The organism is Snodgrassella sp. B3088, from assembly GCF_026535815.1.
Taxonomy (GTDB): Bacteria; Pseudomonadota; Gammaproteobacteria; order Burkholderiales; family Neisseriaceae; genus Snodgrassella; species Snodgrassella alvi_E.
On record NZ_JAFNPG010000009.1, the window covers coordinates 265,286 to 281,133 of the forward strand.

The following is a 15,848-nucleotide window of genomic DNA, read 5'->3' on the forward strand; positions in this document are numbered from 1 at the left end:
GGGTAAACAGATGAAAATCAGTCGCCGCCGGTTTCTCAGCAATGTGTTGGGCGCCAGTATGGTGGGTTTGAGCAGCTATGAGGCGTGGCGCTATTTTGTACCAGGGCAGCCACCAATCAGTGTGGATTTCCCCGGTAAAGCTGTGGGGCATGCTATTCGTGATGCGCAACGACAACCTCCAGCTAATATTCCAACACGCCATGTGAATACGGTGATTGTCGGCAGTGGTGCGGCGGGGCTGTCTGCTGCCTGGCAGTTATCCAGACAGGGCATGCACGATTATATTTTACTTGATGGTGCTGAACGCAATGGCAATAATCGCGGTGAACACCAGTTTGGTGTGGATTACCCCACCGGTGCGCATTATCTGCCCCTACCCTCACCGGAATCGGAACACATCCGAGAATTACTCGGCGATTTACAACTGTATCAGCATGGTGTGTATGATGAGCGCTCACTGCTACAGGTGCCCAATGAGCGTTTATTCTATCAGCAACACTGGCAGAATGAATTGCTGCCTCAGCGTGATGCCGATAGTCAGCGTTTTTTCCGTTTTATTCATCAGATCAGCAGCCAGCGTGGTGTGGATGGCAAGCGTGTATTTACCATTCCGCTGGATTTGGCCAGTAACGACAACGAATGGCGCCGTCTGGAACGGATAACTTTTGCCAATTGGCTGGAACAGCAAGGTTATCACTCGCCTACTCTGCTGTGGTATCTGGACTATTGCTGTCGAGATGATTATGGGCAAGGCATCGGCCAAATCTGTGCGTGGGCCGGCCTGCACTATTTCTGCGCCCGTGGCACAGAGCAGAATGAACACGGTACAGTGCTGACCTGGCCGCACGGTTTACATGAGCTGTCGCAGCGGATACGCGCATTTTGCCGTCTGCAAGCTATCGAAAACATTCCTGAAACCGATCAGCCATTTACTCAGCCGCACAGTCTCCGTGCTTATGCAGTTTCGATTGAAGAAGAGGCTCAGGGAGTACGTCTGTTAATCTGTACTGCACAACAGCAATATTTCTGGCTACAGGCACGGCATGCAATCTGTGCCATGCCACTGTATATCGCAGCTCACGTGGTGCAGAATATTCAGCGATATGGTTTTCAGCCGCAGACCCATATGCCTCAGTATGCCCCTTGGATTGTGGCTAATTTTTTGCTGCGCGGCATGCCTCCAGAAAAAAGAGGCAGCGCGCTGGCATGGGACAACATTTTGTATCAAGGTGATGGGCTAGGCTATGTGGTGGCCACGCACCAGCAAATTCGGCAAGGGCCGCCACCCTTTACATCTTTCACTGCCTATACAGCATTGAATCATGATTCGCCGACCAACATACGTCACTGGATGCTATCGGCCTCACCTGAAGAAATATACCAATGCGCGGCTAAAGAATTGGAAGAGATTTATGGCATTGTGTTGCGAAAGCGTATGGTACAGGCGCGTATCAGTCTACGCGGCCATGCCATGGCCGTACCACAGCCCGGTTATCTCACCAATGCGGGCTTAATGGCGTTGCGCTCGTATCAGGGTCGTTTACAGTTTGCCCATAGTGATTTATCCGGCTATTCGATTTTCGAGGAAGCCTGCTATTGGGGTAAACGTGCCGCTGAGCAGATTCTGGCACAACAATAATATTGATTACCGGTCTGATTTGAAAAACAACAGCCTGTGTACGAACTTGTCCACAGGCTGCTTAATCTGCTACTGATATACTAGATTTCGAAGTAATCCATAATACTTTGTGCGGCATCACGTCCTTCTGCTATGGCGGTAACCACCAAATCCGAACCACGGGTGATGTCGCCGCCAGCAAAGATTTTTGGATTGGCGGTCTGCTGTTTGTATTCACCACTAGTCTGAATACGGCCGCGCTCGTCCACGGTGACACCAACTTCACCTAACCACGGCATGCTGTGCGGTGCAAAACCAAAGGCTATAATTATGGCATCACAGGTAATGATTTCTTCACTACCGGCTATGATTTCGGCACGGCGCCGGCCGCGTTCGTCTGGTACGCCCATGCTGGTGCGGACAACCTGAATGCCGGTTACTGTGCCTGCTTCGTTTGTCACCACAGCCTGAGGCTGCACATTGAATTTAAACTGCACGCCTTCTTCCCGCGCATTGTTGAATTCTTTTCTGGAGCCGGGCATATTGGCAGCATCGCGGCGATAAGCACAGATTACTTCTTTGGCCTGCTGCCGCAGCGCGGTGCGTACACAATCCATGGCAGTATCGCCGCCACCAAGCACCACGACACGCTTACCTTCCATGCATACATAATCTTTGCTATCGATGTTTAGCAGATGTTCCGTATTGCCAATCAGATAGGGCAAAGCCAGATAAACACCGCTGGCCTCTTCATTTTCGATGCCGGCACGTAGTCCCTGATAGGTACCCACGCCTAAAAACACTGCATCATATTGCTGCTCAAGCTCTTGCAAGCTAATGTCGGTGCCGACATTGACACCCAGTTTGAATTGTATGCCCATATCAGTGAGTACGTGCCGCCGCCGCATCATGACTTCTTTTTCCAATTTGAACGCCGGTATACCAAAGGTGAGCAGGCCGCCGATTTCGGATGCCCGTTCGTATACGGTCACGTCCACACCATTGCGGATGAGAACATCGGCACAGCCGAGGCCGGCGGGTCCGGCTCCAACCACCGCTACTTTTTTACCCACTTTTTCCACGGTGGCAATATCTGGATGCCAACCTTGCGCAAATGCCTGTTCGGTAATGTATTTTTCGATGGCTCCGATGGTAACGGCGCCGAATTCCGCATTCAAGGTACAATCGCCTTCACACAGACGATCCTGCGGGCACACGCGGCCGCAGACTTCAGGAAGGCTGTTGGTGGTGTGTGCTAACTCAGCTGCTTCGATAATCCGCCCTTCATTCGCCAGTCGCAGCCAATTGGGAATGTTGTTGTGCAACGGACATTTATTCTGGCAGTACGGATTACCACAGGCCAGACAGCGGTCTGCCTGAGCAATTGCCTGTGCTGTGGTAAAGGGCTGATAAATTTCCGCAAATTCCTGCTGGCGTACGCTTAGCGGTTCTTTCGGTGGATCGACACGCGGTACATCAATAAACTGATAAACATTTTCGCGTTGACTCATGTGGTGTTCCTTGCACGATTTTTGATTATTGCTGTCTTAATGTCTGCTCTTACTGGGTAACAGCGCGCAATTCAGTGACGGTACGCGGTTTGTGCCCCAGCAGCGCATCGACATCATTGGCTTTTGGTTTCACCAGCACAAAGCGGTTCACATAGTTGTCCCACTCAGCCAGAATGCGTTCCCCCAGCGGGCTGTGAGTATTTTCCACATGCTCGGCGATGAGGCCGCGTAGATTTTCCTGATGCATGGTGAGTGCGGCGATGTCTAAACCTTCAACCAGCTCAGAATTAATACGCTGTCTGAAGCCGCCATCCACATCCAGCACATAGGCAAAGCCACCAGTCATACCGGCACCGAAATTGATACCGGTTTTGCCTAATACACACACTACTCCGCCGGTCATGTATTCACAGCCGTTGTCGCCAATACCTTCCACCACGACTGTGGCACCAGAATTACGCACCGCAAAGCGCTCACCTGCCTTGCCAGAAGCAAACAATTTGCCACCAGTAGCACCATAAAGGCAGGTATTGCCAATAATGGTGGTGTCTTCTGGCCGGAAAGCAGTGCCGCCATGCGGCCTAATCACGATTTTGCCGCCGGCCATACCTTTACCGACATAATCGTTGGCATCGCCAGTTAGATACAGATTCATGCTACCAGCCAGCCAAACACCAAAACTCTGTCCGGCAGTACCATTTAGATAGATGTCAAAGCGTTGTGAAGTACGGCCACGATTTCCATGAGTAGCAGCAATCTGTCCGGCTAAGGCAGCGCCTACGGAGCGGTCGGTATTATTGATATCATAGGTCAGATCCACATCGGCACCGCTCTGTACGGCATCGCCAACGTCCTGCATGATAGTGTGATTGAGGCGACCAGTATCGAATGGCGGATTGGTTTGCGTACAGTAGCGAGCACTGCCATCCGGTACCTTGGGTGAATACAGTAACTTGCTTAAATCCAGCGTACCCTGTTTCGGAGTGATGCCAGCAACGATTTCCAATAGCTCCGTGCGGCCGATTAAATCAGTCAGGCGGGTGATGCCGAGCTGTGCCATGATTTCACGCACATCCTGTGCAATGAATTTAAAATAATTCATCGCTTTTTCAGGCAGACCGTGGAAATGTTCGTGGCGCAGAGTGTCATCCTGCGTAGCCACGCCAGTGGCACAGTTATTCAGGTGACAGATACGCAGATAGCGGCAGCCCAGCGCAATCATCGGGCCAGTGCCGAAGCCAAAGCTTTCCGCTCCCAGAATAGCCGCTTTAACGATGTCTAGACCGGTTTTCAAGCCACCATCAACCTGTAACCGCACTTTGTGGCGCAAATTGTTTTCTACCAGTGCCTGCTGGGCTTCTGCCAGTCCCAGCTCCCACGGACTACCAGCGTATTTCACACTGGTTATCGGGCTGGCGCCAGTGCCGCCGTCATAGCCGGATATAGTAATCAAATCTGCATAAGCTTTGGCTACGCCGGTAGCGATGGTACCCACGCCCGGTAAAGACACTAGTTTTACCGAAATCAGCGCACGCGGATTAATCTGTTTTAAATCGAAAATCAGCTGTGCTAAATCTTCGATGGAATAAATATCATGGTGCGGGGGTGGTGAAATCAAGGTGGAACCGGGCACAGCGAAGCGCAATTGCGCGATGTATGGGGTGACCTTATCTCCGGGAAGCTGTCCGCCCTCACCCGGTTTGGCACCTTGCGCTACTTTTATCTGAATCACATCGGCACTCATCAGGTAGGCCGGTGTGACGCCAAAACGCCCCGAAGCCACTTGCTTAATCCGTGAAACACGTTCGGTGCCGTAGCGACGTGGGTCTTCGCCACCCTCGCCAGAGTTGGAATAGCCGCCCAGACGATTCATCGCCGTGGCCAGTGCCTCATGTGCCTCTGGACTTAATGCACCAATCGACATAGCCGCGCTATCGAATCGTTTATATAAATTTTCTGCTGCTTCTACCTGTTCAAGTGCCACTGGTGTGGCTGCTTCCGTTTTAAGCCGTAGCAAATCCCTCAGCATGGAGGGAGGGCGTTTATTCACAGCATCCGCATAGTGGCGGTAACGGGCATAGTCACCGCTGTTGATGGCAGCCTGTAAGGTATTCACCACTTCTGGATTGTAGGCATGGAATTCACCCTGCGGCTTGTATTTCAGAAAACCGCCAATTTCCAGACCACGGCTTTTCTGCCATGCACGTTTGTGGAACCAGCGCAGATCATCTTCTAGCTGTGCAAATGTAGCCCCTTCAATACGGTTTACCATATTTTTGAAACACAACTGCATGACTTCATGATGAAAACCAATGGCTTCGAAAAGACAGGCACAGCGATAAGACGAAATGGTAGAGATACCCATTTTGGAAATGATTTTATACAGACCCTTATTGATACCATTACGGAAATTGAGCATCACCTGCCGTAAAGGTTTAGTAATCGCACCAATACTTACCATTCTGGCCAGACTTTCATACGCCAGATACGGATACACCGCTGTAGCACCTAGACCAATCAGTACGGCAAAATGGTGCGGATTTCGTGCAGATGCGGTTTCAACCACAATATTGGCATCGCATCGCAAATTGGTTTCTACCAGCCGCTGCTGAATCGCGCCCACACTGAGCACAGCCGGAATCGGCATAGCATTACGGCTGACATTGCGATCAGATACCACCAGCAGAACTGCCCCATTTCTGACCGCAGCAACTGCCTCATCACACAAATGCAGCAAAGCTTCCTGCAAGCTGGTTTCATTTGGGTTGTACACCGCCTGCAGGTGATGATGCTGATAGTGTTCGGCAGAAAGCTGAAGCAACTGCTGCATATCGGAGTAAAGCAATACTGGTGATTTAAAATTCACCCGATGCGACATGCCTTCAGCCTCAAAGAACACGCTCATCTCACGCCCGATACAAGTATTCAGGCTCATCACATGCTTTTCGCGTAAAGGGTCTATTGGCGGATTGGTTACCTGAGCAAAGTATTGGCGGAAATAATCAAACAGCAGGCGTGGTCGCTGCGAAAGTACTGCAAACGGCGTATCGTCTCCCATCGAACCTACTGCTTCCTGTCCATTCTCGCCCAACACACGAATCACACTTTCCAGCTCTTCCATGTCATAGCCAAATAGTTTTTGGTAAACCAACAGCTGGTCTGCTGAAAAAATGGCTTCTCCGGTTTCATTTTCCGGCAGTTTTTCAAATGGAATTAGCGATAAAACATTTCTGTCTAGCCATTCTTTATACGGATGGCGCGTTTTCAGCTCGATATTAATGTCTGCCGACTGCATCAACCGTCCTTCACGCGTATCAATCACCAGCAGCTCACCGGGGCCGACACGGCCTTTTTCAACCACCTCATCGGGAGCGTAATCCCAGATACCTACTTCGGAGGCAATAGTAATCAGCTTATCTTGCGTAATCACATAGCGCGCTGGCCGCAGACCATTGCGGTCGAGCGTACAGGCTGCATAGCGCCCATCACTGAGCACAATTCCTGCCGGCCCGTCCCATGGCTCCATATGCATAGAATTGAAATCGTAAAATGCGCGTAAATCGTCATCCATATCTGGATTGTGCTGCCATGCCGGTGGTACCAGCAAACGCATAGCACGAAACAAATCCATACCACCATTCACAAACAGCTCCAGCATATTATCCAGAGAACTGGAATCCGAGCCAGTTTCATTCACAAACGGCGCAGCGGTCTGTAAATCCGGAATCAAAGGCGTATGGTATTTGTAGGAGCGTGCTCGTGCCCAAGCACGGTTGCCGGAAATGGTATTGATTTCCCCATTGTGCGCCAAATAGCGAAAAGGCTGCGCCAATTGCCACCGCGGCAGCGTATTGGTAGAAAAGCGCTGATGAAACAGACAAATTGCACTTTGCATACGCAAATCAGCCAGATCAGGATAAAAGCGCGGCAAATCCTTGGGCATGCATAGCCCTTTATATATCATCACCTGATTAGACAAGCTGCAAATATAAAAATCTCGGTGACTAATGCGTTTCTCAATCCGCCGGCGCGTCATAAACAGCCGCCGCTCCAAATCGCGCGGCAGCCAGCCGGCAGGTGCATTCACAAACACCTGCTCAATATGTGGCATATCGGCTAACGCAATGGCGCCAAGCATTTTAGGGTTGGTGGGCACCGTGCGCCACAGAGAAATATTCAGCGTTTCCTGCGTCAGCTCTTCTTCAATAATGGCTTTGTACTCCTGTGCCAGCGCCTCATCGCGCGGAAAGAAAATCATGCCGACGGCGAAATTTTTAGCCAGAGTGATGCCGCTTTCCTCAGCCACAGCCTGAAAGAATTTTTTCGGCATTTGCAGCAGCAGGCCACAACCATCACCAGTTTTACCATCTGACAAAATCGCGCCGCGATGCTGCATGCGCGACAGCCCCAATATTGCGGTACGCACCACCTTATGGCTGGGTTCACCCTCAATATTGGCGATTAATCCAAAACCGCAGTTTTCTTTTACCAGAGTATGGTCGTATAAGCCGGACATCAGGAAACCTCGTTTGCTGCACTGATTGCAAAGCACAATTTAGTTAGACAAGGTAACAAACATACAAAAATTTACCCTTTAACGTCAAAACCTTTTTTCATAGAAACGATAAAAAAAACGCTATAATTTGAATCAATTACAGCATAAATCACTACCCAGAGACATATATATGCAGATTAAACCGGCATTTAATCAAAAAATCACTATATTTCACCAATTTACATAAACGTGTTAATCAGTCTTCAGAAAGCAAAAAAATTTGCTGAAAACACGAATAATGTCATCAGCAAATTATTCTAAATGAAAATAATAATCAATTATTATTGTAATTCAATTATATATAACAACTGGCAGCCTACACCTGACCCTAAAGAAAAAAATTGTCCTTATCCTGCGTATCTTTAACTTGAATGAATGTGCAGACTTTATTTGAAATCCTCTCACCAGCCTAAAACATTTTCTAATTTATGTTTGCGACAACAGCGCAGATCTTGCGCCAAAAATAGTATTCAATAATCCCTATCCAGAACCAGAAAAGTAAATTCTCTGAGCAGCACCATGCCGATGATCACCGGCAATATATTCATTTCCATTCCAACCAATATCAATTTTTTGCCAAAATATTCATTTAATCTCCCACTGGTAAAGCTATCTGCCTAAATAAACACAACTGATAGAAAATGAAAATTAACAAACAAATGACATTTAAAGTATTTATCGATAAAATAAAATATCATTACAAAATTAAAATAAATTTAAATAAATGAAAAATATTTTTTGCCTGATCATCATTGCCTTTCTCTGTGGTTGTATGACTCCGAAAGGCGATTATCATATTGTCGCGGAAGATGAATTTGGAAGAGATTTAGCTCCGAATATTAAATTTGTTGCACAAAATGGCACAGGTATTACCAGCACTAAAATTAGCCTGTGTGCAGGTTCTCCAGGAGCTATTATTCGCATATACGATTTACATACAAACGAAGAAATAAAAAGTCTAAGTCCACGTAAATGCCGCTGAAAAAACGAAAAGACGCATTGAAATTTTAGCGGCTAAAATTCACGCGTATCGTAAATAACAGCCAAAATACGCATCTTCTAGTTTGCATGCTGTATTTTGCCATCAATAAATAAGGGAGATGCCCGCATCTCCCTTGAAGTTTTATTCGTTTACCACACCTGCGTGCTCAGCCTGCACATCTGCATGATAACTCGAGCGAACCATCGCCCCAATAGCACCATGCTTAAATCCCATCTCATAAGCACGTTTTTCAAAAGCCTTAAACTGCTGCGGTGTCACATAGCGCAACACTGGCAAATGGCTGTTGCTGGGTTGCAAATACTGGCCTATGGTAATCATTTCTACATCATGGTCGCGTAAATCCTGCATCACTTGCAGAATTTCTTCATCACTTTCACCCAGACCAACCATCAATCCAGACTTGGTGGCTACTTCAGGACGTAGCACCTTATATTGCTTCAGCAATTTCAGTGAATGCAGATAATCTGCACCAGGACGCGCCTGTTTATACAGCCGCGGTGCCGTTTCCAGATTATGATTCAGCACATCCGGCGGAGTCTGCGCCAGAATTTCCAGTGCAATATCTAGGCGTCCACGGAAATCCGGCACCAGCACCTCAATCTGAGTATGCGGGCTGGCTTTACGGATAGCAGTAATGCAGTCAGCAAAATGCTGCGCACCACCATCACGCAGATCATCACGGTCAACAGACGTAATCACCACATAGCGCAAATTCATCGCTTTTACCGAAGCAGCCAGATGGCTTGGTTCCTGCTCATCCAGCGGATTAGGACGGCCATGGCCAACATCGCAAAACGGACAACGACGAGTACAGATATCACCCATAATCATGAAAGTAGCCGTACCCTTGCTAAAACATTCACCGATATTTGGACAACTGGCTTCCTCACATACCGTATGCAACTTCTGTTCGCGCACGATACTTTTAATTTCAAAAAACTTCTGACTGCTCGGTAAACGTGCCCGAATCCATTCCGGTTTTTTCAGCTTTTGTTCCAGAGGAACCACTTTAATCGGAATACGTGCCGTTTTTTCTGCACCCTTGTGTTTTACCCCTTGGCTGTTATCTTGATTCATAGTACAACTTTCTGTGTAGATGGCCGCTCAGGAGGCGGAGCATTCAATTGCAAACTCAGGTAGCCGGTTAAGCGTTCTGCCACTTCAGCCAGTGTTGGACACGGCTTTATCAGCTCAGCAATCTGCGTCATATGCAAGCCGGCATAGCCGCAAGGATTAATGTGTGTAAACGGAGTCAGGTCCATATTCACATTCAGCGCCAGCCCGTGATACACCGCACCCTGTTTAATGCGCAGCCCCAGCGACGCGATTTTCCGGCCGCTAACGTAGACACCGGGCCGTTTCGGGTCATTCTCCGCTGCAATGCCATAATCGGACAGCGTAGCAATAATACTGTTTTCCAACCGGCTTACTAGCTCACGCACGGTAATATGGCGACGCTTAAAATCAATCAGCGTATACACCACCAACTGACCCGGGCCGTGATAAGTCACCTGCCCACCGCGGTCTATCTGTACTACCTCAATATCATCATGCACCAGAATATGTTCCGGTTTACCGGCCATGCCCTGTGTAAATACGGGCGGATGTTCAACAACCCACAACTCATCTTCGGTTTGGGCTGTGCGAGCAGCCGTAAAATCTTGCATTGCAGCAAATACCGGCTGATAAGCGCGTAAACCCAGCTGCACCACTTTCATAGTACAACTTTCACCATCGGATGGCTGCTTAAAGAACGATAAATATCATCCAACTGCTGCTGACTTTCGGCACGAACCACCACTGTAGCACTAATATAATTACCCTTACTACTCGGGCGGGTATTAATATCTGAAGCTGCGGTTTCTGGCGCATGCTGCTGCACCACGTCCAGCACCCGAGCCGCAAATTCCGGATGCTGTTCACCCATTACCTTAATCGGGAAATCCAGCGGAAATTCAATAATACTGGTTTTCAGATCATCACTCATCTTCATACCTTTCCTGTTTGGTCACGTTTTTACCATGTAAATCACATGCAAAACAGGCTTAATCACGTAAAAAAATTTAATCACAGGCAAACAGCAGCCTTAAACCCATATTAAACAGCTCTTTTCTGTGCCAGATAGGTTTGCAGACCCCGTTCACGCAATACACAGCTTGGACACTCACCGCAGCCGCCTTCCACGCCGTTGTAGCAAGTGTGCGTATGCTCGCGCACATAATCCAGATAGCCAAGCTCATCTGCCAGCGCCCATGTCTGTGCCTTGTCCAGATACATTAGCGGCGTAATCAGACGAAACTCATAATCCATAGCCAGATTCAACGTCACATTCATCGACTGTACAAACACATTGCGGCAATCCGGATAGCCGGAAAAGTCGGTTTCACATACGCCAGCAATCACATCATGAATACCCTGTCCTTTAGCAAAAATAGCGGCATACAACAGAAACAACGCATTACGGCCATCTACAAACGTATTCGGCAGCCCATTTGCCGGAGTTTCAATAGACTCCTGCTTATCCATCAGCGCATTATGCGTAATGCTTTGCAGCAATGACAAATCCATTACCGTCTGGGCTACGCCTAAGTCCTGCGCAATCCAGCGTGCTTTTTCCAGCTCAATCGCATGGCGCTGACCATACTGAAAAGTAATCGTCTGCACATTTTCACGCCCATAAGTCGCAATAGCCTGTAATAGACAAGTCGTCGAATCCTGACCGCCGGAAAAAATTACCAGCGCTCGAGTATGTTGTTTCATTATTTCGTTTCCTTAGTTTTGATTTCAGAAACAGCCGTAAAAACCGCTTTTACCGCCGTCTGACGTGGGAAGTTTGCGAACCACGCAAGTACTTATTATAAAACATTTGCTCTTCCCCTACCGACAGCCAGTCCACGAAAGCCACCAAAACAGGTAAAATAAACCGCTTTACTGCTTTAAATTCAAATATTCAAACATGTTGGTACTGGGAATCGAATCATCCTGTGACGAAACCGGCGTTGCCCTATACGACACCGAACACGGACTACTGGCTCATCAGCTGCATACACAAATTGCCATGCACGCCGAATATGGCGGCGTCGTGCCCGAGCTGGCCAGCCGCGACCATATTCGCCGCCTAACACCGCTTACACAGGCGTGTCTGCATCAGGCCGGCAAAACTTTTGCCGACATCGATGCCATCGCCTATACCCAAGGCCCAGGACTAGGTGGTGCATTACTTGCCGGAGCCAGCTTTGCCAACGCACTGGCTTTTGCCCTAAATAAACCCATCATTCCCGTCCATCATCTAGAAGGCCATATGCTGTCGCCGTTGCTCAGCGACGACAAACCGGATTTTCCATTTGTCGCCTTACTGGTTTCTGGCGGTCACACCCAATTTATGGCCGTCAAAGGCATCGGCGACTACACCCTACTGGGCGAAAGCATCGATGATGCAGCCGGTGAAGCATTTGATAAAACTGCCAAACTACTTGGCCTGCCCTATCCAGGCGGTGCCAAACTGTCCGAGCTAGCCAGACTTGGCCACAGCGGCAGCCTGCATTTTCCGCGCCCCATGCTGCATTCGCATGACCTGAACATGAGTTTTTCCGGTTTAAAAACCGCCGTACTTACTGCCGTCAACAAAATCAAAGCAGAAACTGGCTGCGGCGAAGCTTTACCCGAACAAATCAGACATGATATCTGCCGCGAATTCCAGAACGCCGTTGTCGATGTACTGACCAGCAAAGCCAAACAGGCACTACAGCAAACCGGCTACAAACAACTGGTCGTAGCTGGCGGTGTGGGTGCCAATTGGCAGTTGCGCCAAAGCCTCAGCAGCCTTCCTGAAGTGCATACATTTTTTCCTCCGCTAGCCTACTGCACTGACAACGGTGCCATGATTGCCTTTGCCGGAGCTATGCATCTGTCCAGCGCCCGCCCTACCGGCAGTTTTAATGTTAGACCGCGCTGGCCGCTTAGCCAGATTGTCAACTAACCCGCCCCCCTTGCCTCTCAACTTGTAGCGTTTGATATGTATGATTGAAATAAAAAATCTCAGCTTACAGCGTGGTAGCAAACAGCTTCTGCAACACGCCAGCCTGACCATCTATCCCGGTCAGCGCGTCGGCCTGATTGGCAAAAATGGCACCGGCAAATCCAGCCTGTTTGCCCTGCTGGAAGGAAAAATCAGCCATGACAGCGGCGACCTACGCCTACCCAAACACTGGCAGCTAGCCACCGTCAAGCAGGAAACACCGGCACTTGATATCCCTGCGCTGGACTACGTACTTCAAGGCGACACAGAATTACAGCAACTACAACAACTGCTGCAACAGGCCGAAGCAGGCAACGACGGACTCAAACAGGCCGAACTTCATGCACGTCTAGATGAAATCGGTGCCTACAGCGCACCAGCACGTGCCGCCAAATTACTAAACGGCCTAGGTTTCTCACAGCAAGAACAGCAACAGCCAGTAAAATCATTCAGCGGTGGCTGGCGTATGCGCCTAAATCTGGCTCAGGCACTCATGTGCCGTACTGATCTGCTTCTACTAGACGAACCCACCAACCATCTGGATTTAGAAACTGTCCTGTGGCTAGAGCAACATCTGGCCGGTCTCGAAACCACCCAGATAATCATCTCGCACGACCGCGATTTCCTCAACGCCACCACCACCCAAACCGTCGAACTGGCACAGCAACAACTGACTCTTTACGGTGGCAACTACGATTTCTACCAGCAAGAGCGCGCACAGCGACTCGCACAGCAGCAGGCCGCCTATATCAAACAACAGGCACACATACAGCATCTGCAATCCTTTATTGACCGCTTCAAAGCCAAAGCCACCAAAGCAGTGCAGGCACAGAGTCGCATCAAAGCATTGGCCAGATTAGAACGTATCGCACCAGCTCATCTGGACAGCGAGTTTTCATTTGAATTTGCCCAGCCAGACCATCTGCCCAATCCGCTGCTAAAACTGGAAAACATCAATCTAGGTTATGGCGACCGAACGGTATTGCACAGCATCGACCTCTCAGTCGAATCGGGTGCCCGCTATGGTCTGCTAGGTGTCAATGGCAGCGGTAAATCCACCCTAATAAAAGCCATCTCCGGCAGCCTGCAAGCATTAAGCGGACAGATTGTGCGAGCCGAAAAACTCAAAATCGGCTACTTTGCACAGCACCAGCTTGAAACCTTACGTGCCGACCAAAGCCCAATATGGCACATTCAGCAACTGTCTCCAGACGTGCGCGAACAGGAAATTCGCAATTTCCTTGGCAGCTTTGCGTTTATCGGCGATATGGCAATGCAACCTATAGCCCCTTTTTCAGGTGGCGAAAAAGCAAGGCTGGCACTGGCCATGATTGTGTGGCAGAAGCCCAACCTTTTACTGCTGGATGAACCCACTAACCATCTGGATTTAGACATGCGCCACGCCCTGACACTAGCGTTACAAAGCTTTCAGGGCGCATTAATCGTAGTGTCGCATGACCGTAGCCTGCTCGAATCCACCACCGATGCCCTGATATACCTTAATCATGGTGAGCTAAGACACTTTGATGGTGACCTAAGCAACTACCGCCAATGGCGTCTGACACAAGAGCAAACCAGTATCGACCAGCCGCAAAACTCCAGCGACAGCATTAAGCGCAAAGAGCAAAAACGCATCGAAGCACAACAGCGGCAGGAACGAGCCAAACTGACCAAACCCTTGATGAAAAATATCGAAAAAGCCGAACGCGACATGGAAACCTGGCAACAGCAGCAGCAGGAAGGCGAAGCCTTTCTCGCCAGCGAAGAAGCCTACCTTGACGAAAACCGCACAAAATTACAACAAACCATTACCCAACTAGCCGAGCTCAAAGTAAAATTAACCCAAACTGAAGAAAAATGGCTTGAATGGCAGCAACAGCTTGAAGACATCAGCCAACAAAACTGAATGATTGATGTACAAGGTTTAATAATGACATATAAAAAAGCGCTTCCCATACTGATCATTTCTGGCAGTCTGCTCATCAGTGCGCAAGTACCGGCAAAAGTATATACCTGCCTTGAAAACGGCGAAGTTGTCTATACATCAAAACCTAAAGGCAACTGTGCCGTCGCTAGCTTGCCTGCTATCGGCAGCTATAGCGACAGCCGCCCCAGCTACCGCAGTAGTAGCTCTTCAACAAGCGTGCGTAGTCGACCGCGCCCGGCCACACGCGTAGCCACAGCATACAGTGGACCCCAGCCCTCGGTAAATATCGTACCCAAAGGCAGCGACAATACCCGCCGTGCAATCCTGCAACAGGAACTGACCAACGAGCGCAACGCACTGGCTCAGGCACAGGAAGCACTTAACCGCAGCCGTACTGGCAAAGGCGGCAATACTACCGAGTTGCAAAGCGCCGTACTCGACCGCCAGCAGAATATTCAGGCCATTCAGCGCGAACTTGGCCGCATGTAACCCCCTGACAAAGGACAAATCATGAAAAAAAACCTCATTCTGGCTGCACTATGCTCCTTACTGAGCACTACTGCACTAGCACAGATATACGAATGTACCGACAGCCGTGGCAACCACAGCTATTCAGAAGTACCAAATGGCAAAAACTGTCGTCAGGCCAATAATTTAGGGGGAAATTTCTCCACCACACCTGCCTACAAACCTGCTGTGGACAACCATTCTGCTCCCACAGATAACAACGAAACAGAAAAACAGCCTAACCAGTCAGCAATAGCTTCTGCACGAAAAAATCTTGCTGATGCCAAAAAAGCGCTGGAAGAAGGCAAAAAAATACGTTTGGGCAACGAACGCAACTACGTACGCTATCAGGAACGCATCAAAGGATTAGAAGATGCCGTACAAGCCAGACAACAGGAACTGGACAAAGCCATGAATGGCAACTAAATCACAGATATCCCTGCTTACAGTTTTTTCCTTCATTCTTTAGCAGGGATAATTCATTAAGCAAATTATATTCAGATTAAAATTTTATAAAAAATCTACTATATCAAATCAATCTGGCACCATTGCTTACATACCGAATTATCCACCAGCCCCTTTTCAGCCAAATCAAGAAAGCTATCTGATTATTTAGATCAACAAACAGATTAACATCTTTCTGACTAATACCTGTATGGCTTGGAGCTATCTTAAATGCTCAACTTCCCTACTATATAGTTGTTAAAAG

The 15,848-nt window shown here is 48.8% G+C and carries 12 protein-coding genes; 6 read left to right on the top strand and 6 right to left on the bottom strand.

The window, feature by feature from the left end; genetic code table 11:
- Window positions 1–10 precede the first annotated feature (10 nt).
- Window positions 11–1,639, top strand: a complete 1,629-nt coding sequence (locus J3U75_RS08100) for an FAD-dependent oxidoreductase (RefSeq protein ID WP_267391437.1) — start codon at window positions 11–13, stop codon at window positions 1,637–1,639.
- Window positions 1,640–1,719: 80 nt separating this feature from the next.
- Here the strand turns inward: J3U75_RS08100 and J3U75_RS08105 are convergent, their stop codons facing one another.
- Entirely contained in the window at window positions 1,720–3,129 is a 1,410-nt protein-coding gene (locus J3U75_RS08105) for an FAD-dependent oxidoreductase (RefSeq protein WP_267391438.1), read from the bottom strand.
- Window positions 3,130–3,178: 49 nt separating this feature from the next.
- Window positions 3,179–7,645, bottom strand: coding sequence for a glutamate synthase large subunit (gene gltB, locus J3U75_RS08110; RefSeq protein WP_267391439.1), 4,467 nt, complete (start codon window positions 7,643–7,645; stop codon window positions 3,179–3,181).
- Between the two features lie 763 nt (window positions 7,646–8,408).
- On the opposite strand from gltB, the gene J3U75_RS08115 reads away from it, so the two are divergent.
- Complete coding sequence (locus J3U75_RS08115) at window positions 8,409–8,666, top strand: hypothetical protein (protein WP_267391440.1); 258 nt, start codon at window positions 8,409–8,411, stop codon at window positions 8,664–8,666.
- Between the two features lie 141 nt (window positions 8,667–8,807).
- On the opposite strand, the gene lipA is transcribed toward J3U75_RS08115, so the two are convergent.
- The 4 genes from lipA to queC all read right to left on the bottom strand — a co-directional run bounded on the left by lipA (window position 8,808) and on the right by queC (window position 11,447).
- Window positions 8,808–9,764: a lipoyl synthase gene (gene lipA, locus J3U75_RS08120; RefSeq protein ID WP_267391441.1), complete on the bottom strand. Its 957-nt coding sequence runs from the start codon at window positions 9,762–9,764 to the stop codon at window positions 8,808–8,810.
- The gene (lipB, locus tag J3U75_RS08125; protein ID WP_267391442.1) at window positions 9,761–10,405 is read right to left on the bottom strand and encodes a lipoyl(octanoyl) transferase LipB; all 645 of its coding nucleotides are present in this window, start codon (window positions 10,403–10,405) and stop codon (window positions 9,761–9,763) included. Before lipB ends, lipA begins: the two co-directional genes overlap by 4 nt.
- Complete coding sequence (locus J3U75_RS08130) at window positions 10,402–10,674, bottom strand: YbeD family protein (RefSeq protein WP_100156240.1); 273 nt, start codon at window positions 10,672–10,674, stop codon at window positions 10,402–10,404. The genes lipB and J3U75_RS08130 overlap by 4 nt, the downstream gene beginning before the upstream one ends.
- A gap of 110 nt (window positions 10,675–10,784) precedes the next feature.
- On the bottom strand, window positions 10,785–11,447 hold the full coding sequence (queC, locus tag J3U75_RS08135) for a 7-cyano-7-deazaguanine synthase QueC (protein WP_267391443.1): 663 nt from the start codon (window positions 11,445–11,447) through the stop codon (window positions 10,785–10,787).
- A gap of 196 nt (window positions 11,448–11,643) precedes the next feature.
- Between queC and tsaD the strand changes: the two genes are divergently transcribed.
- The 4 genes from tsaD to J3U75_RS08155 are packed head-to-tail and all read left to right on the top strand — an operon-like array spanning window position 11,644 to window position 15,565.
- Entirely contained in the window at window positions 11,644–12,666 is a 1,023-nt protein-coding gene (gene tsaD, locus J3U75_RS08140; RefSeq protein ID WP_267391444.1) for a tRNA (adenosine(37)-N6)-threonylcarbamoyltransferase complex transferase subunit TsaD, read from the top strand.
- Window positions 12,667–12,706: 40 nt separating this feature from the next.
- Window positions 12,707–14,611, top strand: coding sequence for an ATP-binding cassette domain-containing protein (locus J3U75_RS08145; protein WP_267391445.1), 1,905 nt, complete (start codon window positions 12,707–12,709; stop codon window positions 14,609–14,611).
- A 24-nt stretch (window positions 14,612–14,635) separates the two neighbouring features.
- Entirely contained in the window at window positions 14,636–15,121 is a 486-nt protein-coding gene (locus tag J3U75_RS08150; RefSeq protein WP_100152702.1) for a hypothetical protein, read from the top strand.
- 21 nt (window positions 15,122–15,142) lie between these two features.
- Window positions 15,143–15,565, top strand: coding sequence for a DUF4124 domain-containing protein (locus J3U75_RS08155; RefSeq protein WP_267391446.1), 423 nt, complete (start codon window positions 15,143–15,145; stop codon window positions 15,563–15,565).
- Window positions 15,566–15,848 lie beyond the last annotated feature (283 nt).

Excerpts from the sequence above, each read along its gene's own strand:
- J3U75_RS08130 (WP_100156240.1), bottom strand. The coding sequence starts at position 10,674 with ATGAGTGATGATCTGAAAACCAGTATTATTGAATTTCCGCTGGATTTC.
- queC (WP_267391443.1), bottom strand. The coding sequence starts at position 11,447 with ATGAAACAACATACTCGAGCGCTGGTAATTTTTTCCGGCGGTCAGGAT.
- J3U75_RS08115 (WP_267391440.1), top strand. The coding sequence starts at position 8,409 with ATGAAAAATATTTTTTGCCTGATCATCATTGCCTTTCTCTGTGGTTGT.
- lipB (WP_267391442.1), bottom strand. The coding sequence starts at position 10,405 with ATGAAAGTGGTGCAGCTGGGTTTACGCGCTTATCAGCCGGTATTTGCT.
- tsaD (WP_267391444.1), top strand. The coding sequence starts at position 11,644 with ATGTTGGTACTGGGAATCGAATCATCCTGTGACGAAACCGGCGTTGCC.
- J3U75_RS08145 (WP_267391445.1), top strand. The coding sequence starts at position 12,707 with ATGATTGAAATAAAAAATCTCAGCTTACAGCGTGGTAGCAAACAGCTT.
- J3U75_RS08150 (WP_100152702.1), top strand. The coding sequence starts at position 14,636 with ATGACATATAAAAAAGCGCTTCCCATACTGATCATTTCTGGCAGTCTG.
- J3U75_RS08100 (WP_267391437.1), top strand. The coding sequence starts at position 11 with ATGAAAATCAGTCGCCGCCGGTTTCTCAGCAATGTGTTGGGCGCCAGT.
- gltB (WP_267391439.1), bottom strand. The coding sequence starts at position 7,645 with ATGTCCGGCTTATACGACCATACTCTGGTAAAAGAAAACTGCGGTTTT.
- lipA (WP_267391441.1), bottom strand. The coding sequence starts at position 9,764 with ATGAATCAAGATAACAGCCAAGGGGTAAAACACAAGGGTGCAGAAAAA.
- J3U75_RS08155 (WP_267391446.1), top strand. The coding sequence starts at position 15,143 with ATGAAAAAAAACCTCATTCTGGCTGCACTATGCTCCTTACTGAGCACT.
- J3U75_RS08105 (WP_267391438.1), bottom strand. The coding sequence starts at position 3,129 with ATGAGTCAACGCGAAAATGTTTATCAGTTTATTGATGTACCGCGTGTC.